Source organism: Pseudomonas sp. R151218B TE3479 (genome assembly GCF_053629195.1).
This window is the reverse complement of the sequence record NZ_JBRJHV010000001.1, coordinates 1,944,936-1,966,783: the sequence shown is the minus strand read 5'-3', so window position 1 is coordinate 1,966,783 and position 21,848 is coordinate 1,944,936. Positions and strand designations below refer to the sequence as shown.

The following is a 21,848-nucleotide window of genomic DNA, read 5'->3' as shown; positions in this document are numbered from 1 at the left end:
ACAGCACATCCAACATCCAGGCAAGCTGACCCACCGCTATCGCGAGCAAGCTCGCTCCCACAGGGGTTTGAGTGACCGAGAGCTTGAGGATTGGCACAAAACCAATGTGGGAGCGAGCTTGCTCGCGATGACCACAGCACATCCGACATCCAGGCAAGCTGACCCACCGCTATCGCGAGCAAGCTCGCTCCCACAGGGCTTTGAGTGACCGAGAGATTGAGGATTGGCACAAAACCAATGTGGGAGCGAGCTTGCTCGCGATGACGACAGCACATCCAACATCCAGGCAAGCTGACCCACCGCTATCGCGAGCAAGCTCGCTCCCACAGTGGGTCACACTTGATGCTTAGTGGTGCTCGCGAGTCGCGCGGAATTTCACATCCGGCCAGCGCTCTTCCATCAGCGCCAGGTTGACCCGGGTTGGGGCCAGGTAGGTCAGGTGGCCGCCGCCGTCCAAGGCGAGGTTTTCCACAGCCTTGTTGGAGAATTCCTCGAGTTTCTTCTTGTCACCGCATTCAACCCAACGGGCGGAGTACACGGTGATCGGCTCGTAGGAGCATTCGACCTTGTATTCCTCTTTCAAGCGGCTGGCGACCACATCGAACTGCAGCACACCGACGGCGCCGAGGATGATGTCGTTGCTGCGCTCCGGGAAGAACACCTGGGTGGCGCCCTCTTCGGCCAGTTGCTGCAGACCCTGGCGCAGTTGCTTGGACTTGAGCGGGTCCTTCAGGCGTACGCGGCGGAACAGTTCCGGGGCGAAGTGCGGGATGCCGGTGAAACCCAGGGTTTCGCCTTCGGTGAAGGTGTCGCCGATCTGGATGGTGCCGTGGTTGTGCAGGCCGATGATGTCACCGGCGAAGGCTTCTTCCAGTTGTTCGCGTTCCGAGGAGAAGAAGGTCAAGGCGTCGCCGATGCGCACGTCCTTGCCGGTGCGCACATGGCGCATCTTCATGCCCTTGTCGTATTTGCCGGAGCAGATGCGCATGAAGGCGATGCGGTCGCGGTGTTTGGGGTCCATGTTCGCCTGGATCTTGAACACGAAGCCCGAGAATTTCTCTTCCACCGGTTCCACGGTGCGCTCGTTGGCGACGCGTGGCAGCGGGCGCGGGGCCCAATCGACCACGGCGTCGAGTACATGGTCCACGCCGAAGTTGCCCAGGGCGGTACCGAAGAACACCGGGGTCAGTTGGCCGTCGAGGAATTCCTGCTGGTTGAACTCATGGCAGGCGCCCTGCACCAGCTCCAACTGCTCGACGAAACGATCGTATTCATCGCCCAGGTGCGCGCGGGCCTCGTCGGAGTCGAGCTTCTCGATGATCTTGACGTCGGTGCGCTCGTGCCCGTGACCGGCGGTGTAGACGATGATGTAGTCGTCGGCCAGATGGTACACGCCCTTGAAGTCGCGGTAGCAACCGATCGGCCAGGTGATCGGCGCCGCCTTGATCTTCAGGACCGCTTCGATCTCGTCGAGCAGTTCGATCGGGTCACGGATGTCGCGGTCGAGTTTGTTGATAAAGCTGACGATCGGCGTGTCCCGCAGGCGGCAGACGTCCATCAGCGCGATGGTCCGTGGCTCGACGCCTTTACCGCCGTCGAGGACCATCAAGGCCGAGTCCACTGCCGTCAGGGTGCGGTAGGTGTCTTCGGAGAAGTCTTCGTGGCCCGGGGTGTCGAGCAGGTTGATCATGTGATCGCGATACGGGAACTGCATGACCGACGTGGTAATGGAGATACCCCGTTGTTTTTCCATTTCCATCCAGTCGGAGGTGGCATGGCGGTCGGACTTGCGAGACTTCACCGTGCCGGCGACCGCAATCGCCTTGCCCATCAGCAAGAGCTTTTCGGTGATGGTGGTCTTACCGGCATCGGGGTGGGAAATAATGGCGAAAGTGCGGCGTTTCGCGACTTCGGCGGCCTGTTTGGTCATGGGAAATCGCCTGGCAGGTGATTCAAAAAAGGGCGGCGATTATAGCTCAACTTGTGCCAGGAACCGAACCGTTGAGCACATCCAAGGTGGCCAGATCATCCCTTCCATGGGAACCTTTTGCCGCGTGGAGGCGTCCACCCCCCTGATACGAGCAACCGTCAGGGTCTGAAAAATCAGCAAGTTAGCCTGACGAGGCTGCGCTCATGGCTCACTTCGACGGCCGTTTACCGGCCTCGAAAAGAGCTGCTTCTCGCGAACGTTTTTCCGGCAACCAGTGATGGTTTGCCGCCCGGGAAAGCGTGCGCCGACTGAAAGACAAAGGAGTCCGCCTGTGGCTATCCGCTATGGCAAAGGGCTTATCGGGGGTGCGGTCGTCGTCGCGCTCCTGGCCCTGTTGATCCACTGGATCGGCATCGATACGATCCAACGCTACCGCGACGATCTGCTGTTTTACCTGCAAGCGCACCTGATGCTTGTCTTGGCCTCCATGCTGGCGGCCCTGGTTGTCGGCATCCCCGCCGGCATCGCCCTCAGCCGCCCCAGCCTGGTCGGGCGCGCCGAACGCTTCATGCAAGTGTTCAACATCGGCAATACCGTACCGCCCCTGGCCGTGCTAGCCATCGCCCTGGGCATCCTGGGCATCGGCAGCGGGCCTGCCATCTTCGCCCTGTTCCTTGCCTCGCTGCTGCCCATCGTGCGTAACACCTATGAAGGCCTGAAGAATGTCCAGGGCTCCCTCAAGGAGGCCGCCGTCGGTATCGGCATGACCCCACGCCAGGTGCTGTGGAAAGTCGAGTTGCCCAACGCCGTACCGATCATTGTCGGTGGCGTGCGCGTGGCCCTGGCGATCAACGTCGGCACCGCGCCCCTGGCGTTCCTGATCGGCGCCAACAGCCTTGGCAGCCTGATCTTCCCCGGCATCGCCTTGAACAACCAGCCGCAGCTGTTGCTCGGCGCGGCCTGCACCGCCCTGCTGGCGTTGTTGCTCGACGGCCTGGTGACACTGGCCAGCCGCCTCTGGCTGGAACGCGGTCTGCGACCGTCATAAGCCGGCTGGAAAAAGGAAATCGTTTATGAAGAAGTTGAGCTTGATATTGGGCTGTGTCCTGCTGTTCGCAGGGTTCGCCCAAGCCGCTGAAAAACCGCTGATCCGCCTCGGCGCCCGGGTATTCACCGAGCAGACACTGCTGGCGGAAATCACTGCGCAATATTTGCGCGCCAAGGGCTACGACGCGCAGATCACCGGCGGCCTGGGCAGCAACCTGGCCCGCAGCGCCCATGAAACCGGGCAACTGGACCTGTTGTGGGAATACACCGGCGTGTCGCTGGTGGCCTACAACCACGTCACGGAAAAACTCGACAGCGCCCAGTCCTACGCCCGGGTGAAGGAACTCGACGCCCAAAAGGGCCTGGTCTGGCTGACACCGTCGAAATTCAGCAACACCTACGCCTTGGCGCTGCCGGAAAAAGTCGCGAAACAATACCCACAGATCAACTCTATCAGCCAGTTGAACACGGTGTTGCAGGCCGAAGCCGATGACAATCATCTGGTGGCCCTGGACACCGAATTCGCCAACCGTTCCGACGGCCTGGCGGGCATGGTCGAGCAGTACGGCATGAACCTGACCCGCAAGAACATCCGGCAGATGGACGCGGGCCTGGTCTACACCGCCCTGCGCAACAGCCAGGTGTTCGCCGGCCTGGTCTATACCACCGACGGCCGGCTGAACGCGTTCAAGTTGAAGTTGCTGGAAGATGACAAGCACTACTTCCCCGACTACACCGCCGCGCCGGTGGTGCGCCAGGCGTTCCTCGACGCGCACCCGCAACTGGCCGCGCAGCTCAAGCCCCTGGCCGAGCTGTTCGACGATGAAACCATGCGCCAGCTCAACGCCCGCGTGGACGTCGATCATGAAAGCCCCTCCGCCGTTGCCGCCGATTTCCTGCGCCAACATTCGCTGCTCTCAACCCAATGACCTGGAGGAAAAGCCATGGATTTTCTTGACGCCTTTTCCCATCTGGACTGGCCGCTGGTGCTGCATCTGACCTGGCAGCACATCACCCTGGTGGGCATCGCCGTGACCCTGGCGATTGTCGTCGGCGTGCCCCTGGGTATTTTCATGACCCGCTTCCCGGCGCTCGCCGGCCCCTTGCAGGCCAGCGCCACGGTGCTGTTGACGATTCCGTCGATCGCGCTGTTCGGCCTGTTGTTGCCGTTCTACTCCAAGTTCGGCCAAGGCCTGGGCCCGATGCCGGCGATCACCGCGGTGTTTCTCTATTCGCTGTTGCCGATCATGCGCAACACCTACCTGGCCTTGAGCGGCGTCGAACCGGGTATCCGTGAAGCCGCCCGCGGCATCGGCATGACCTTCGCCCAGCGCCTGCGCATGGTCGAACTGCCCATCGCCGTGCCGGTGATCCTGGCCGGCGTACGCACCGCCGTGGTCATGAACATCGGCGTCATGACCATCGCCGCCACCATCGGCGCCGGTGGCCTGGGCGTGCTCATCCTCGCTTCCATCAGCCGCAGCGACATGTCGATGCTGATCGTCGGCGCCGTGCTGGTCAGTCTCCTGGCCATCTTCGCCGACCTGCTTCTGCAATGGCTGCAACGCTCGCTGACCCCAAAAGGACTATTGAAATGATCGAACTTCAAAACCTCAGCAAAACCTTCAAGAGCAACGGCAAGGACGTCAAGGCCGTGGACTCGGTGAACCTGATCGTCAACGAAGGCGAGATCTGCGTGTTCCTCGGGCCGTCGGGTTGCGGCAAAAGCACCACGCTGAAGATGATCAACCGCCTGATCCCGCCCACCTCGGGCAAGGTGTTGATCAACGGCGAAGACACCACCGGCCTGGACGAAGTGACCCTGCGCCGCAACATCGGCTACGTGATCCAGCAGATCGGCCTGTTCCCGAACATGACCATCGAGGAAAACATCACCGTGGTCCCGCGCCTGCTGGGCTGGGACAAGCAGAAATGCCACGACCGTGCCCGCGAATTGATGAGCATGATCAAGCTCGAGCCCAAGCAGTACCTGCATCGCTACCCTCGCGAGCTGTCGGGCGGCCAGCAGCAACGGATTGGCGTGATCCGGGCCCTGGCGGCCGATGCGCCGTTGTTGCTGATGGACGAACCGTTCGGCGCGGTGGACCCGATCAACCGCGAGATGATCCAGAACGAGTTCTTCGAGATGCAACGGGCGCTGAACAAGACCGTGATCATGGTCAGCCATGACATCGACGAGGCCATCAAGCTGGGGGACAAGATTGCGATCTTCCGCGCCGGCAAGCTGGTCCAGTTCGATCATCCGGATACCCTGCTGGCGCATCCGGCCGACGAGTTCGTCAGCAGTTTCGTCGGCCAGGACAGCACGCTCAAGCGCCTGCTGCTGGTCAAGGCCGAAGACGCGGCCGACAACGCGCCTTCGGTCAGCCCCGAAACCCCGGTGGGCGAGGCGCTGGAGCTGATGGACGAACATGACCGTCGCTACGTGGTGGTCACCTGCGCCGAGAACAAGGCCCTGGGTTATGTGCGACGGCGCGACCTGTACCGTCAGAGCGGCACCTGCGCGCAGTACTTGCGTGAATTCAACGCCACCGCGGCCTACGACGAACACCTGCGCATCCTGCTGTCGCGCATGTACGAGTTCAACCGCTCGTGGCTGCCGGTGATGGACGCCGAGCGGGTGTTCCTCGGCGAGGTGACCCAGGAATCCATCGCCGAATACCTCAGCTCCGGACGCTCGCGCGGCGGCAAGACCAGCATTGTCTCGCCGGCCGAGACCGCGCAGGCCTGATCGCCCCAACGAACCCTGTGGGAGCCGAGCTTGCTCGCGATAGCGGTGGGTCAGTTGGCGGTAGTGTTGGCTGTGCCGCAGCTATCGCGAGCAAGCTCGGCTCCCACAGTTTCCGGGGCGGTCACCAAAATGTCTCTGCCCGAAACGCCCCGATTTTCCATCCAGCGGGAACATCAATCTGTCACGCAGGTCGGTTACATCATGAGCTGTCGCGGGCCGCACGACGGATGTGTGCAAAAACGCGACATTTTTAGTTGATCTCAGGCCCCTCACGCCCTAAAGTTCGCGCCGAACGTCCATGCTGGAAACGATCCATCCGGCTCAAGTACTGACGACGAGACAGCAAGGCCAAGGGAATCATGTATCCCATGGCCTTTTTGCTTTCGGCGACATGCCTTGGGAAGTAGGCGAACCAAAGTGGGGATACGGAGGACGTTCACGAGGGCTGCTTGCCCTCACACCCATTGATCCTGATGTTTGCCAGTAGGAGTCCCAAGTATGTCGATCCAGGTCGAAGATTATTTCGCGCGCGAAACTTTCCAGAAAATGAAAGCGTTCGCCGACAAGCAGGAAACCCCGTTCGTGGTGATCGACACCGCGATGATCTCCCAGGCCTATGACGACCTGCGCGCCGGTTTCGAATTCGCCAAGGTCTACTACGCCGTCAAGGCCAACCCGGCGGTGGAAATCATTGACCTGCTCAAGGACAAAGGCTCGAACTTCGACATCGCCTCGATCTATGAGCTGGACAAGGTCATGAGCCGTGGCGTGGGCCCGGACCGGATCAGCTACGGCAACACCATCAAGAAATCCCGCGACATTCGCTACTTCTACGAGAAGGGTGTGCGCCTGTACGCCACCGACTCCGAAGCCGACTTGCGCAACATCGCCAAGGCCGCGCCGGGTTCGAAGGTTTATGTGCGGATCCTCACCGAAGGCTCCACCACCGCTGACTGGCCGTTGTCGCGCAAGTTCGGCTGCCAGACCGACATGGCCATGGACCTGCTGATCCTGGCCCGCGACCTGGGCCTGGTGCCGTACGGCATTTCGTTCCACGTCGGCTCGCAACAGCGCGACATCAGCGTCTGGGACGCGGCCATCGCCAAGGTCAAGGTCATCTTCGAGCGTCTGAAGGAAGAAGACGGCATCGTCTTGAAGCTGATCAACATGGGTGGCGGCTTCCCGGCCAACTACATCACCCGCACCAACAGCCTGGACACCTACGCCGAGGAAATCATCCGCTTCCTCAAGGAAGACTTCGGCGACGACCTGCCGGAAATCATCCTGGAGCCGGGCCGTTCGTTGATCGCCAACGCCGGTATCCTGGTCAGCGAAGTGGTATTGGTGGCGCGTAAGTCCCGTACCGCTGTCGAGCGTTGGGTGTACACGGATGTGGGCAAGTTCTCTGGCCTGATCGAAACCATGGACGAAGCCATCAAGTTCCCGATCTGGACCGAGAAGAAAGGCGAGATGGAAGAAGTGGTCATCGCCGGGCCGACCTGCGACAGCGCCGACATCATGTATGAAAACTACAAGTACGGTCTGCCGTTGAACCTGGCCATTGGTGATCGCCTGTACTGGTTGTCGACCGGGGCCTATACCACCAGCTATAGCGCGGTGGAATTCAATGGCTTTCCGCCGCTGAAATCGTTTTACGTGTAATGCGTTCGGGCGCTTGAACGTCCATCGTTCCGGCCTTGCTGCGTAATAGAAAAACGGCGCTTTTCCAGAAATGGAAAGCGCCGTTTTTTTGTTTTTGTTCTCGATGAAACCGCGTTTCCCCTGTGGGAGCGAGCTTGCTCGCGATAGCAGTGGGTCAGCCGACAGTGATGTGGCTGGCAGGCCGCTATCGCGAGCAAGCTCGCTCCCACAGGACTTTGTCGCTCACCTCATCACAGATCGGCACCTTTTAGGCGTGTTTATGAATGCTTCTCGATAACACACGGCATAATGCGCACCGTGATGAACAGTAATAGATGAACAAGGCGGGCGACGTGTTGAAGAAAACCCTGTTCCAGTTGCACTGGTTTTTCGGCATCAGTGCCGGGCTGGTCCTGGCGTTGATGGGCGTTACCGGGGCGGTGGTGTCGTTTCAGGATGAAATCCTGCGGGCCTTGAACCCGCAGGTGCTGACGGTCGAGAAGCAACCGGCCGGCGTCTTGCCGCCCGCCGAGCTGGTGGAGCAGATCGAAGCCGCCTCCGGCAAGACCGTCGCCCTGCTCTGGGTCGAGACCGACAGCGGCAACGCCGCGCGGGTGATCTTCGCGGCGCCTCCCGGAGAAAAACGTGATGCCATGCGCTATTTCGACCCCTACACCGCACAGTTCATGGGAGAGGTGACCGGCCAGGATTTCTTTGGCCTGATGCTCAGGCTGCATCGCGTCCTGACCCTGGATGACGTGGGCCGGCAAATCACCGGGGCCTGCACGCTGATCCTGGTCTTCTTCTGCCTGTCCGGGCTGTACCTGCGTTGGCCGCGCCAATGGAAAAGCTGGCGCGCCTGGCTGACCCTCGACTGGAGGAAAAAAGGTCGTAGCTTCAATTGGGACCTGCACTCGGTGGCGGGCACCTGGTGCCTGGTGTTCTATCTGCTGGCGGCACTGACCGGGCTGACCTGGTCCTACGAGTGGTACAACAAAGGCGTGACCCGCCTGCTCTCCGATTCGCCGGAAGAGGAGCGGGTACGCAGTCGCGGCCCGGCGCCAAGCGGCCCACTGCCCGTGGCCGATTACCGGGCCATGTGGAGCAGCATCTACAGCGCCGCCGGCCCGGGCCTGTCCGCCTACAACGTGCGCATGCCGCCCGTGGCCGGGCAGCCGGCGACCGTGTTCTACCTGCTGAAAAACTCACCTCACGACCGGGCGCTGAACCAGCTCATCCTCGACCCGACCACCGGCGTCATCAGCCGGCATAGCCGCTACAGCGACAAGAGCCTCAAGGCGCAGTTGCTGACCAGTGTCTATGCCCTGCATATCGGCAGCTACTTCGGCCTGGTCGGGCGGATCCTGGTGACCGTCGCCGCGCTGACCATGCCACTGTTCTTCATCACCGGCTGGTTGCTGTACCTGGACCGTCGCCGCAAGCAACGCCAGGCCAGAAACGCCCGCCAGGCCCTGAGCGCCAACCCGACCGATGCGCCGGCCTGGCTGATCGGCTTCGCCAGCCAAAGCGGTTTCGCCGAGCGACTGGCCTGGCAGACTGCCGGCCAACTCCAGGCCGCCGGCTTGCCCGTGAAGGTCCAGCCATTGGCCGGTGTTCGCGAGCACGACCTGAACACCGCCACCCACGCGCTGTTTGTGGTCAGCACCTTTGGCGACGGCGAAGGGCCGGACAGTGCCCGCGGCTTCGAACGCAAGGTGCTGGGCCAGGCCTTGAGCCTGGAGCGCTTGCAGTATTCGGTGCTGGGCCTGGGTGACCGGCAATATGAACACTTCTGCGGCTTCGCCCGGCGCCTGCACGCCTGGCTGGCGGAACACGGCGGCAAGACGCTGTTCGCGCCGGTGGAAGTCGACAGCGGCGACCCTTACGCCCTGCGTCACTGGCAACAACAACTGGCCGAGCTGACCGGGCAGGCGCCTGCCGACACCTGGCAGGCCCCCAGTTTTGAAAACTGGACCCTCAGCCAACGCACCCTGCTCAACCCCGACAGCAGCGGCTCGGGCGTGTACCTGCTGGGCCTCACCGCCCCCGGGCCGAGCAGTTGGCTGGCCGGCGACCTGGTGGAAATCCTGCCGCGCAATGACCTCTGGGCCATCGAACATTTCCTCGATGGCCTCGGCCTCTCCGGCCAGGCGCGTGTGCAAGTCGATGGCCTGCCCCAGAGTCTCAATCAGGCCCTGGCAACCCGCCAACTGCCGGAAAACCGCGCCCACCTGGTCGGCCTGCATGCCCAGGCGCTGGTGGAGGCGCTGGCACCGCTGGCGATGCGCGAATACTCCATCGCCTCGATCCCGGCCGACGGCGTGCTGGAGCTGATCGTGCGCCAGGAACGTCACGTCGACGGCAGCCTGGGCGTCGGGTCCGGCTGGCTGACCGAACACGCGCCGCTGGGCAGCGCCATCAGCCTGCGGCTACGCCGTAACAGCAGCTTCCATCTGCCGCCCCAGGGCGTGCCGATGATCCTGCTGGGCAACGGCACCGGCCTGGCGGGCCTGCGCAGCCTGCTCAAGGCTCGCGTCACCGAGGGCATGCAGCGCAACTGGCTGCTGTTTGGCGAGCGCAACCGCGAGCACGACTTCCACTGCCGCGATGACTTGCAGGAATGGGTGACCTCCGGCGACCTGGAACGCCTGGACCTGGCCTTCTCCCGGGATCAGAAGCAGAAAATCTACGTCCAGGACCGTCTGCTGGAATCGGCCGCGCTGCTCAAGCAATGGGTGGCCGACGGCGCGGCGATCTATGTTTGCGGCAGCTTGCAGGGCATGGCATCCGGGGTGGATCACGTGCTCAACAACGTGCTGGGGCGCGAGGAAGTGGAGCGCCTGATCGAGCAGGGGCGGTATCGGCGGGATGTCTACTGATCCTGACCGCAACATCAACCCTGTGGGAGCGGGCTTGCTCGCGATAGCGGATCTTCAGTCAACACTTCATTGACTGACACACTGCTATCGCGAGCAAGCTCGCTCCCACATGGGTTTTGTGGCGGGCTTTAGATTCAAACCGGCTGCAACTTCTTCTCGAACACCGCCACCCCTTCCAGATCCCGCAACACCACACTCATCTCCCCGCTCGGCCCATCGATGTTCACCTCGCCAAAGAATTGATACCCGGCGAACGGCGAGCTGTTCTGGGTCGGGGGCGCTTTCTGGAACACCACCTCAGGACCGAAGGTCTTGTCCAGGGTGTTGGGCCCGAAGCTGCCGGCGTTCAAGGGCCCGGCGACGAACTCCCAGAACGGTTCGAAATCCTGGAACGCGGCGTGTTCGGGGTGGTAGTGATGGGCGGCGCAATAGTGGACGTCGGCGGTGAGCCAGACGTAGTTGCGCACCTGATGCTTGCGCAGGTAACCCAACAGTTCGGCGATCTCCAGTTCACGCCCCTGGGCCGCGCCCGGGTCACCGTTGGCGACCGCTTCCCAACGCGGCACGCCGGGGCTGACCTCGCCATCCGGCACACCCAGGCCAATAGGCATGTCGGCGGCGATGACTTTCCACTGGGCGCGGGATTGCTTCAACTCATGCTTGAGCCAATTCAATTGCTCACGCCCCAGGAACGGTTTGGCCGCGCCGAGGTTGGCGTCGTTGGCTTCACGGTAACTGCGCATGTCCAGCACGAACACATCCAGCAGCGGCCCGTAACCGAGCTTGCGGTAGATCCGCCCGCCGCCGTCGGCCTTCTGCCGGCGCATCGGCGCGTATTCCAGCCAGGCCTGCCGCGCACGCCCCACCAGGCTGTGGATATCCTTGGTCTGGTAACGCTCGTCCAGTTGCTTGCCCGGCGACCAGTTGTTGACCACCTCGTGGTCGTCCCACTGCCAGATCTGTGGTACTTCGGCATTGAAGCGGCGTACGTTTTCGTCCATCAGGTTGTAGCGATAGTTGCCGCGATACTCATCCAGGGTTTCGGCGACCTTGCTCTTGGCGTCGGAGGTGATATTGCGCCAGATGCGCCCACCCTCGACGGTGATTTGCGCCGGCACCGGGCCGTCGGCGTAGATGGTGTCGCCGCTGTGTATAAAGAAATCCGGCAGGCGCAGACGCATGGCTTCGTAAATGCGCATGCCGCCGATGTCCGGGTTGATCCCGAAACCCTGGCCGACGGTATCGCCACTCCAGACAAAACGGATGTTGCGCTTGAACTGCGGCACGCTGCGCAGGTGGCCAAGCCAGGGCTCGCTGGCAACCCCGCTTTGGACATCTTCGAAATGCACACGGTAGAAAATCGCCTGGTCGCGGGGCAACCCGGTCAGTTCGACCCGGGCAGTGAAATCACTGCGGGCGTCGGCCACGGGCGAGACGAAGCGACGGGGATTGCTGAACTTGCTGCGGGTGTCCCACTCCACCACCATTCGCGCCGGACGGTCGCTGCGGCTCCAGATCATCGCCCGGTCGCCCTGCAGGTCGCCAGACTGCACACCGTCGGTGAGCACCGGACGATCCTTGACCGAAGCCATCACCGCCGGCGCCAGCCCCGGCAACAACAACCCCGCCCCTACGGCTTGCATCACCCGACGACGTCCCAGGTCGAATTCGCTCATGGTGTTCTCCCTTGAAATGGGAAAACTTAAGCATGGCTGTGTGAAGTGGGTGTGACAGGGATTTTATGCCCGCCCCAGCCCCCCCTGTGGGAGCGAGCTTGCTCGCGAAGGCGGAGTGTCAGGCAACCAAGTGGTCGACTGATACACCGCTATCGCGAGCAAGCTCGCTCCCACAGGGGGATTTCATTGCTTCAAAGAAGCGATCAGGCCTTGGCCGGCTCCAACGCCATCTCCACCACCTCAGGCCGCTTGAGCAGTGCGTACGCCACTGCCGTCAGCAGGCTCCCCGCCACGATCGCCAGCAAGTACAACAACGCATGGTTGATGGCGTTGGGGATCAGCATCACGAACAGGCCGCCGTGGGGGGCCATGAGCTTGCAGCCGAAGTACATCGACAGCGCGCCGGTCAGCGCCCCGCCGGCGATACTCGCCGGGATCACCCGCAGCGGATCCTTGGCCGCGAACGGGATCGCGCCTTCGGAGATGAAGCACAGTCCCAGCACCAGTGCCGCTTTGCCGGCCTCGCGCTCGGTCTGGGCAAATTTTCGCCGGGCGATGAACGTGGCGATGCCCAGGCCAATGGGCGGCACCATGCCGGCGGCCATGGCCGCGGCCATCGGTGCATAACTCTGCGAAGCCAGCAGCCCCACCGAAAACGCATAGGCGGCCTTGTTGATCGGTCCACCGAGGTCGACGCACATCATCGCCCCCAGCAGCACGCCCAACAGAATCGCATTGGTGGTGCCCATGCTGTCGAGGAAGTGGGTCAAGGCTTCGAGCATGCCCGCCACCGGTTTGCCGACGATGTAGATCATCACCAGGCCGGTGAACAGGCTCGCCAGCAGCGGGATGATCAGGATCGGCTTGAGCGCTTCCAGGCTCTGGGGCAAGCGCGCGTAGCGGTTGATCGCCTTGGCCGCGTAACCGGCCAGGAAACCGGCGATGATCCCGCCAATGAAGCCGGCGCCCAGGGTGCTCGCCAGCATCCCGCCGATCATGCCTGGCGCCAGGCCCGGCCGATCGGCGATGGAATAGGCGATGTAGCCGGCCAGCAACGGCACCATCAACTTGAACGCGGTCTCGCCGCCGATCTGCATCAGCGCGGCCGCCAGGGTGCCAGGCTCCTTGAAGGCCTCGATGCCGAACACGAACGACAAGGCGATCATCAAACCACCAGCCACCACCATCGGCAGCATGAAGGACACGCCCGTCAGCAGGTGCTTGTAGGCGCCGGTCTTCTCCGACTTGGCCGGGGCGCTGGCGCCGCTCGACGCGCTTTCCTGGCGACCTTCGACCAGCGCTTTGTTCAGCGTCGCCTCGGCCTGTTTCAGGGCGACGCCCGTGCTGCAACGATAGATCTTCTTGCCGGCAAACCGCTCGGTGGCGACTTCAATGTCGGTCGCCAGCAGCACCACGTCCGCTTCGGCGATGGCCTCGGCGCTCAACGGATTGCGGGCACCGACCGAACCCTGGGTTTCCACTTGCAGGTCGTAGCCCAGTTTCGTCGCCGCCTGCTGCAAAGCCTCGGCGGCCATGAAGGTATGGGCGACACCCGTTGGACATGCCGTGATGGCGACCAGGCGCGGGGCTCGCTCGGCCGACGCCGCCGGCTCTTGTGCGAACGCGTCTGCCTCGCCCAGAACCTCAGCCTCTACGGCGCCACGACGCAGCACCGCATCAACGTCCTGGAGGGCCAGGGCCGGTGTGCTGCGGAACACCCGCTTGCCGACGAACCGCGACAGATCCACCGGGCCGCTGGCGACCAGCAACACCCACTCGGCCGCCTCGAGGGTCGCCGCCGACAGCTGGCGTTCCGGATGGGCCGCGTCATGGACCTCGACACTGGTGCTCCAACCCTGGCGCTGCGCCGCGGCGTCCAGCAGGCGGGCGCACAACACACTGGTAACCATGCCGTTCGGGCAGGCCGTCACAATGGCTAGTTTCATTCTTGCGAACCCTCTTATTGTTCTGTCAGGGGGCGCACGCGCACGCCCTGTTCAAGCGACGCCAGCAACGCGGTGTCGTGGATGCCAAAACCGATCTGCGTGACCGCCATGGCGGCGATGGCCGTGGCAGTGCGCAGTGTCTGTTCCGGGGTGTCGGCGCTGAGCAGACCGTGGAGCATGCCCGCCAGCAGCGAATCCCCGGCGCCCACGGTACTGGCGACGCTGACCTTGGGCGGCGAGGCATGCAACGCCGCACCGACACTGAACCAGTTCACGCCATCGGCACCGTGGGAAATCACCACATGCTCGACACCCTGGGCATGCAGGCGCTGCGCCGCTTGCGCCTGGGCCGCTTCGCTCACCACCTCGCACCCCAGCGCATCGGCCAGTTCCTCGGTGTTCGGCTTGATCAGCCACGGCCCCGCCGCCAGGGCAACGCGCAAGGCTTCGCCGCTGGTGTCGAGGGCCACGTTCAGGCCGAGTGTCTTAAGACGGACGATCAACGCCTGCAACCACTGCGGGCTGACGCCCCGGGGCAAGCTGCCCGCCACCACGACCACGTCGTGGCCGGGGGCGATCTGCTCCAAACGCGCCAGCAACGCCTGCTGTGCGGCGGCATCGACCACCGGGCCCGGCCCGTTGAGGTCAGTGATGCGCCCGTCCTGCTCGGCCAGCTTGATGTTGCTGCGGGTCTCGCCGGGGACACGGATGAAGGCGTCGACAAACCCCCGCTGGGCGAACAGCGTCTCGAACACCTGGGCATTGTCTTCGCCCAGAAAGCCACTGACCGTCAGCGTATGACCGAGGTCAGCCAGCACCTGGGCCACGTTCACGCCTTTGCCGGCGGCATGGGTGTGCATGTCGTCACTGCGGTTGACCTGCCCTGGTTCCAGGCGCGCCAGTTCCACCGTAAGGTCAAGCGCCGGGTTGAGGGTCAGGGTAAGAATCTTCGCCATTACAGCGCCTCCACTAATGCGCGCACGTCATCGGCGCTGCCCACGGCCAAGGCCGCCTGGGCCAGGGTTTGGACTTGCGCCAGGTTCAGTTCGCGAACCCGCGCCTTGACCTCGGCAATGCTACGGGCGGAGACACTCAACTCGTCCACGCCCAGGCCCACCAGCACCGGCACCGCCAGCGGATCGGCCGCCAGTTCGCCACACACACCGACCCATTTGCCATGGGCATGAGCGGCGCGCACGGTGATGTCGATCAGTTGCAGCACCGCCGGGTGCAAGCCATCGGCCTGGGCCGAAAGGGTCGGATGCCCCCGGTCGATGGCCAGGGTGTATTGCGTCAGGTCGTTGGTGCCGACGCTGAAGAAGTCAACTTCCTTGGCCAGCACCGGCGCCAGCAACGCAGCGGACGGCACTTCGATCATGATCCCCAGTTGCAGGTCCGCCACGGGGATTTCCCGGCGCAGGCGCTCGGTCATGTCCCGGGCCTGACGCCACTCGTCGACGCTGCCCACCATCGGGAACATGATCCGCAGCGGACGGCTGTCCGCCGAGCGCAACAAGGCCCGCAATTGCGCTTCCATGACTAGCGGGCGCTGCAAAGTCAGGCGAATGCCACGCACGCCGAGGAACGGGTTTTCTTCTTTCGCGATCGGCCAGTACGGTAGCGGCTTGTCACCGCCCACATCGAGGGTGCGCACCACCAGCGGCCGACCGGCCAGGCCATCGAGCACCTTGCGGTATTCGGCTTCCTGGGTCGCTTCGTCCGGCGCCTGGTTGTGGGCCATGAAAATCAGTTCGGTACGCAACAGGCCAATGCCTTCGGCGCCCTGCTCCACCGCGCTGGCGACGCCGGCGCTTTCGCCGATGTTGGCGAACACTTCCACGGCATGCCCATCACGGGTCAGCGCCGGCTCGTGGCGCTGCTCGGCAGCGACCTTGAGGCGCTGTTCGCGGGTGTCGCGTTCTTCCCTGGCGCGCTGCAACGTGGCGGCGTCAGGGTCCACGTGCAGGCGACCGCGCTGGCCATCCAGCAGCAGGGACGTGCCCGGCGCCAGCAGCAATACCGCCGCACCAGCGCCCACCAGCGCCGGAATACCCAGGGCGCGAGCGACGATGGCGCTATGGGCGGTGGCGCCACCACGGGCGGTGAGAATCCCCGCTACACGGGTCGGGTCCAGGCGGGCCACGTCGGACGGGCCGACTTCGTCCATGACCAGGATGTAGGGTTGATCGGGCTCGTTCGGGGTTTCGACGCCACACAGTTGCGCCAGCACCCGACGACCGACGTCACGCAGATCGGCGGCCCGTTCGGCCAGCAAGGCATCCTGCAAGGCTTCCTGCTCTTTGGCGGCGGCTTCGATCACGCCCATCCACGCCGCTTGCGCACTCTCGCCCAGCTTCAAACGGGTGTCGACTTCGTCGGTCAGCTCCGGGTCGTCGAGCATTTCCTGGTGGGTGATGAAGATCTCGCGGATAGCCTTGGCCTTGGCGCGTTCGATCAGGCCTTGGATGTCTTGGCGTACCTGGTTCAAGGCGTTCTGCAGGCGCTCACGCTCGATAGCCGCCGATTCACCGCGCAGCGGATAGTCGATGGCCTGCAATACCTGGATGTGGGCCGGGCCGATGGCGATGCCCGGGGCGGCGGCGACGGCCTGGATCAGGCTGCCGGATTCGGGCGCCAGCATGACGGTCGCGACCTCGGCCATCACGGTTTCCCGTGGGGCACTCGGTGGCGGCAGCGGTTCGACCTCTTCGCCCAGGCCTTCTTCGATGGCGGCCAGCAGTGCCGGCAACGCGTCGTTGGCAATGCTCGGTTCGGCGATGAACTCCAGGACTTGGCCACGACGGGCGCCCAGGCTCAGCAGTTTGCTCAAGCTCTTGGCCGACACGGCGCTGTCCTGGCCGTCGACAATGCGCACGCGGATTTCGCCGTCGAAGCTTTTCGCCAACTGGGCGAGGATCTTCGCCGGGCGTGCATGCAGACCATGGGCGTTGGCCAGGCCGATGCGCGCGCTGGGCCAGTCGGCGGGCAATTCGCCGCCGAGCACTTCCAACACCTTGCGGCTGCTGGTGGCGCGACCCAGTTCGTGGCCGCGGCCTTCGATCAACAAGGCGCAGAGCCTTTCCAGCAAGGCCTGGTGGGCCTCGCCGAGGCTGGCGAGGCAGAACAGACCGCTCAACGGTTGGCCCAGGTAACGGATAGGCTTGTCCGGGGTGACGAAGGCCAGGCCCGGGCGCTTGACGGTCTGTTCGCTGTGCAGCCACCACAAGCCATCGCCCAGGGGCAGCGCATCGACTTGCTGCAACACGCCAGCAAAGCCGTTGCTCACACAGTCGGCCTGGCGCAACAGGCGGGCGCCGCGCCATACCAGCTCTTCAAAATCGTCAGCCGACACACCGAGGCCGATCATCTGGGCATCCAGGGCCAGCTCCTGCGGCGCGCCTTGCAGCAGCTTCAGCAAGGCTTCGGCGGAACCGGCGCGGCGCAAGGCCTGGCCCAGGTCTGTCTCGCCGAGGGCGCGGGTCAGCAGTTGCAGCAGGCGCAGGTGTTCGTCGGACTTGGCGGCGATGCCGATGGCCAGGTAGACAATCTGACCATCGCCCCAGTCCACGCCTTCGGGGAATTGCAGCAGGCGCACACCGGTGGAATAGACCAGCTCGCGGGTCTGCGGGGTGCCGTGGGGGATGGCAATACCTTGGCCAAGAAAGGTCGAACCCTGGGCTTCACGGGCCTGCAAGCCAGCGAGGTAACCCTCGGCTACCAGACCATCGGCCACCAGTTTGTCGGCGAGCAGTTGCAGTGCAGCGTCTTTATCCACAGCCGTCTGCGCCATGGATATCTGCTCTAGAGTGAGCTCGAGCATGCTTTCTCCTTTTTGGCGTCCGGGTTGGCGCCAGGTATTGTTTTGAATGAATCAGCTTAGCGTTACAGGGCGGCTTTGGGCGGTATCGCGGCAGCACGGCCAAAAATCCTGCTAGCCTTGAAAATACGCTTGCTGAAACGTTTAATCTAGAAAGATTGGCACGTTACTCGATAATCTCTCATCGTTGAAGTGCAACTTGTCGTAAGCGCTTGGGCGGTAACCGTCAGCTTGAATCGGGTAGGATGGCCCTTAATCCTCGGGACTCACTCGAAAAAACAAGGAAAACCGGGTTGAAACTCAGTGATATTGCTCAATTGGCCGGTGTGTCCGTAACCACCGCCAGCTATGTCATCAATGGCAAGGCCGAACAGCAACGCATCAGCAGCGCCACTGTCGAACGGGTGCGGGCGGTGGTCGAGGAACATGGCTTCACGCCCAATCCCCAGGCCGCCGGGCTGCGCAGCCGGCACACCCGCACCCTGGGCTTCATCCTGCCAGACCTGGAAAACCCCAGTTACGCACGCATCGCCAAGTTGCTGGAACAAGGCGCCCGGGCACGGGGCTATCAGTTACTGATCGCCAGCTCCGATGATGCGCCCGACAGTGAACGGCAGCTATTGCAATTGTTCCGCGCCCGGCGCTGCGATGCGCTGATCGTCGCCAGTTGCCTGCCGGCCGGCGACGACAGCTACCAGCAGTTGCAGGCCAAGGGCATTCCGATCATCGCCATCGACCGGGTGATGGAACCGGCGCATTTCTGCTCGGTGATCAGCGACGACCGCCAGGCCAGCCTGCACCTGACGCGCAGCCTGCTGGAGACCCACCCTCGACAAATCGCCTTGATCAGCGCCCGCCCCGAATTGAGCATCAGCCAGGAACGGACCGCAGGTTTTCGTGAAGCCTTGGCCGGGTTCGAGGGCCAGGTGTTGATCGAGCATGGCGAGTCGTTCAGCCGTGAATGCGGCCGTCAGTTGATGGATGAAATGCTCGCGCGCCTGGGGCATCTGCCCGACGCGCTGATCACCACCTCCTATGTGCTACTCCAAGGGGTGTTCGACGCCCTGCATGATTTCCCGCTCAAGTCGCGGCCATTGCGCCTGGGCACGTTTGGTGACACGCAGTTGCTGGATTTCCTGCCGCTGCCGGTCAATGCCATGTCCCAACAACATCAGTTGATCGCCGACAAAGCCCTGGAACTGGCCCTGGCAGCCATCGAAAACGATGACTACCAGCCTGGCGTGCAGGCCATCGCCCGGACGTTCAAGCAGCGGATCCACCAGGGCTGACGTTTCCTCAGGATTGATGCATGGAGTTGATCGACACCCACACCCACCTGGACTTCCCGGACTTTGACGCGGACCGCCCGGCGCTGCTGGCCGAAAGCCGCGCCTTGGGTGTGCGGCAAATGGTGGTGCTGGGCGTGTACCGGGACAATTGGCAGCGGGTCTGGGACCTGGTGCAAAGCGACCCGGACCTGCATGCCGCCCTGGGCCTGCACCCGGTGTACCTCGACCAGCATCGACCCGACGACGTGACGCTGTTGCACGACTGGCTGAGCCGCCTGGCCGGGCACCGGCAATTGTGTGCAGTGGGCGAGATCGGCCTGGACTATTACATCGAGACCCTGGACCGTGACCGCCAGCAAGCGCTGTTCGAAGCGCAGTTGGAACTGGCCGTGGCGTTCGAACTGCCGGCACTGATCCACGTGCGCCGCAGCCATGCCGCCGTGATCGCGACCCTCAAGCGCATCAACCCCACCCGGGCGGGGATCATCCACGCCTTCGCCGGCAGTTTTGAAGAGGCCCGCGAATACCTCAAGCTCGGCTTCAAACTCGGCCTCGGCGGTGCGGCGACCTGGCCTCAGGCCCTGCGCATGCACCGGGTGCTGGCGAAACTGCCGCTGGATGCGGTGGTGCTGGAAACCGACTCACCAGACATGGCCCCAGCCATGTTTCCTGGACAACGCAACAGCCCGGCGCACTTGCCGGCGATTTGCGAGGCGCTGGCCGGGATCATGGCGGTGACGCCCGAGCGACTGGCCGAGGCCAGCACCGCCAACGCCCGCCAACTGTTCAACTGGTAAAAAAACCTGTGGGAGCGGGCTTGCTCGCGATAGCGGTGTATCCGTCGAAAAAACAGGTAGCCTGACACTCCGCTATCGCGAGCGAGCTCGCTCCCACAACGGCCTACACCCGGAACGCATTGATCAGTTGCTTGAGCTGCACCACCTGGGCAGACAGCTCACGGCTGGCGTTTTCGGTCTGGTGCGCGCCTTCGGCCGTGCGTTCGCCAGCGCGGTTGATCTCGACGATATTCTGGTCGATGTCATGGGCCACGGCTGTCTGCTGCTCCACGGCGGCGGCGATCTGCTGGTTCTGGTCGACGATCATGCCGACGGCACCGAGGATATTTTCCAGGGCCTGCTGGACCTTTTCCGATTGACCGACCGTGCCATTGGCCATCTCATGACTGGTACCCATTGCCTTGACGGCGGCACCGACACCGCCGTGCAGGCGGGTGATCATCGCTTCGATTTCTTCGGTCGATTGCTGGGTCCGCTTGGCCAGGGTCCGCACTTCATCGGCCACCACCGCAAAACCCCGACCTTGTTCACCGGCCCGGGCGGCTTCGATGGCGGCATTGAGAGCCAGCAGGTTGGTCTGCTCGGCGATGCTCTTGATCACATCCAGCACGCGGCTGATGGCCTGGCTGTCGGTCGCCAGTTGGTTGATCACCTGCACCGACTGATCGATCTCACTGGCCAAGCGGGCGATGCTGCCCTGCTGCGACTCCACCAGCCCGCGTCCGCTGAGGGTCTCGTCGTTCACGCTGTGGGCACTGCTCACGGCAGCGGCGGCACTGCGAGCCACTTCCAGGGCCGTAGCCGACATCTGGTTCATCGCCGTGGCCACCAGTTCGATCTGGCTGCGCTGGCCGGCGACGGCCTGATTGCTCTGGGCCGATACCGTTTCCACCTGCCCGGCCTGGCGTTCGACTTCCGCGACGGTGCGGCTGACCTGTTCGATCAGGTCATGGATCTTCGCCACCGTACCGTTGAACACTTCACCCAACTCGCCCAGTTCATCCTTGCTGCGCGCCACGAAATTGACCGTCATGTCCCCCGCCGCCACTTTGTCCATCATCTGGCCCAGGTGCTGGAGGGTGGTGCGGGTCGACGCGTAGAAGCCGGCGTACAGGTAAAAAATCAACAGGAACACCGCCACCAGCGCCACGGCTTGCAGCACCATGTGGCTACGATTCTGCTCAAGCCGCTGCTGCAACTGCACACCGAGAAAGCCCTGGGTCGCCTCGTTCAACCGATAAGTTTGCTCCATCAGGCCGCTGACCTGCTCAAAGAACGCCGGCCACGGAGCATCGAGGGTGTCGGCCATCACCACTTGCTCCTCGATCAGCTCCGACGCTTTCTTGAGGGTGCTCTTGCTGCCGTCGGCCTGGGCGCCAAGGGTTTGCCCGGCGGCCTTGCTGGAGCCGAGGGCGTCCTGCAGTTTCAAGTCGTACTCGCCCTGGAGCTTTTCGATCTGCGCCAGCAACTCGTCGAAGCGGGTGCTCGATGCCGAATTGAGAAACCCCTGTCCCAACGAGGACGCGCCCAGCGCCCGACCATCGCCGAGGATCTGGGTGACCTTGGGGGTGGTGGCGATGATCAATTCGCTGAGTTGGCGGATGTCGCTCTGATTATCGCGGCTCAGCCCCGCCTGGCTGGCGATGATCTGACTGAACATTTGGGCGCTGTTGAGCAACTTGCCGATCAGCGCACTTTTGCTCTGCAGGGAGCTTTCCGCCTGCTGGGCTTTGAAAGCACCGATCATCTCGTCGCGCTTGGCCTCGAAAGCACTGACCTGCTCAGGCTCGATGGCCATGGCGGTCATGCCTTGCAGGCGCGTGAGGACTTGTTGCTCCAGGCTGCCGATCTTCGCTTCGACATCACCAGCCTTGCCGGACTGGCCCAGGCTAGCGTTGATCTGCACCAGGTTGTTGAGGGTTTCCAGGTCCCGGCGCAGGGTCAGGCTGCTGCCCAGCAGGTCGAGGCTTTGCAGCTCCACTTGGGTGCCCTGGAATTCCCGATAGGAATCACGCACCAGAAAGAAGTTGGTCACCAGCATCGGTAGCAGGAACAGCACGCTGATCAGGCTGAA

General features: G+C 63.3%; 14 protein-coding genes. 8 read left to right on the top strand and 6 right to left on the bottom strand.

The genetic code is table 11. From position 1 onward, the window contains the following. Positions 1-346 precede the first annotated feature (346 nt). Positions 347-1,930, bottom strand: a complete 1,584-nt coding sequence (locus AB7M32_RS08665; RefSeq protein ID WP_092202163.1) for a peptide chain release factor 3 — start codon at positions 1,928-1,930, stop codon at positions 347-349. Positions 1,931-2,261: 331 nt separating this feature from the next. On the opposite strand from AB7M32_RS08665, the gene AB7M32_RS08660 reads away from it, so the two are divergent. The 6 genes from AB7M32_RS08660 (at position 2,262) to AB7M32_RS08635 (ending at position 10,249) form a co-directional block, all read left to right on the top strand. Continuing rightward, positions 2,262-2,978 carry an ABC transporter permease gene (locus AB7M32_RS08660; protein ID WP_072411270.1) on the top strand — a complete coding sequence of 239 codons (717 nt, stop codon included), beginning with the start codon at positions 2,262-2,264 and terminating at the stop codon, positions 2,976-2,978. Between the two features lie 25 nt (positions 2,979-3,003). Beyond that, entirely contained in the window at positions 3,004-3,906 is a 903-nt protein-coding gene (locus tag AB7M32_RS08655) for a glycine betaine ABC transporter substrate-binding protein (protein WP_454249662.1), read from the top strand. Between the two features lie 15 nt (positions 3,907-3,921). Beyond that, positions 3,922-4,575 (top strand): ABC transporter permease, encoded by a 654-nt coding sequence (locus AB7M32_RS08650; RefSeq protein ID WP_454249661.1) that lies wholly within the window; start codon positions 3,922-3,924, stop codon positions 4,573-4,575. Further along, positions 4,572-5,729 carry an osmoprotectant ABC transporter ATP-binding protein OsmV gene (locus AB7M32_RS08645; protein ID WP_454249660.1) on the top strand — a complete coding sequence of 386 codons (1,158 nt, stop codon included), beginning with the start codon at positions 4,572-4,574 and terminating at the stop codon, positions 5,727-5,729. Before AB7M32_RS08650 ends, AB7M32_RS08645 begins: the two co-directional genes overlap by 4 nt. Positions 5,730-6,227: 498 nt before the next feature. Further along, complete coding sequence (locus AB7M32_RS08640) at positions 6,228-7,391, top strand: type III PLP-dependent enzyme (RefSeq protein WP_072411286.1); 1,164 nt, start codon at positions 6,228-6,230, stop codon at positions 7,389-7,391. Between the two features lie 332 nt (positions 7,392-7,723). Next, a complete protein-coding gene (locus tag AB7M32_RS08635; RefSeq protein WP_454252114.1) occupies positions 7,724-10,249 on the top strand; it encodes a PepSY domain-containing protein in 2,526 nt (841 codons plus the stop codon). A 134-nt stretch (positions 10,250-10,383) separates the two neighbouring features. Here the strand turns inward: AB7M32_RS08635 and AB7M32_RS08630 are convergent, their stop codons facing one another. From AB7M32_RS08630 to ptsP, 4 genes are all read right to left on the bottom strand, one after another. Then, complete coding sequence (locus tag AB7M32_RS08630; RefSeq protein ID WP_454249659.1) at positions 10,384-11,925, bottom strand: alkaline phosphatase D family protein; 1,542 nt, start codon at positions 11,923-11,925, stop codon at positions 10,384-10,386. 203 nt (positions 11,926-12,128) lie between these two features. Further along, entirely contained in the window at positions 12,129-13,871 is a 1,743-nt protein-coding gene (locus AB7M32_RS08625) for a PTS fructose-like transporter subunit IIB (protein ID WP_454249658.1), read from the bottom strand. Positions 13,872-13,885: 14 nt separating this feature from the next. Then, complete coding sequence (pfkB, locus tag AB7M32_RS08620) at positions 13,886-14,827, bottom strand: 1-phosphofructokinase (protein ID WP_454249657.1); 942 nt, start codon at positions 14,825-14,827, stop codon at positions 13,886-13,888. Beyond that, positions 14,827-17,691: a phosphoenolpyruvate--protein phosphotransferase gene (ptsP, locus tag AB7M32_RS08615; protein WP_454249656.1), complete on the bottom strand. Its 2,865-nt coding sequence runs from the start codon at positions 17,689-17,691 to the stop codon at positions 14,827-14,829. Before ptsP ends, pfkB begins: the two co-directional genes overlap by 1 nt. Before the next feature lie 290 nt (positions 17,692-17,981). On the opposite strand from ptsP, the gene cra reads away from it, so the two are divergent. Then, a complete protein-coding gene (cra, locus tag AB7M32_RS08610) occupies positions 17,982-18,977 on the top strand; it encodes a catabolite repressor/activator (RefSeq protein ID WP_454249655.1) in 996 nt (331 codons plus the stop codon). 20 nt (positions 18,978-18,997) lie between these two features. Next, a complete protein-coding gene (locus tag AB7M32_RS08605) occupies positions 18,998-19,774 on the top strand; it encodes a TatD family hydrolase (RefSeq protein ID WP_454249654.1) in 777 nt (258 codons plus the stop codon). A 103-nt stretch (positions 19,775-19,877) separates the two neighbouring features. Here the strand turns inward: AB7M32_RS08605 and AB7M32_RS08600 are convergent, their stop codons facing one another. Further along, on the bottom strand, positions 19,878-20,582 hold the full coding sequence (locus AB7M32_RS08600) for a methyl-accepting chemotaxis protein (RefSeq protein WP_410055826.1): 705 nt from the start codon (positions 20,580-20,582) through the stop codon (positions 19,878-19,880). Positions 20,583-21,848: the final 1,266 nt, after the last annotated feature.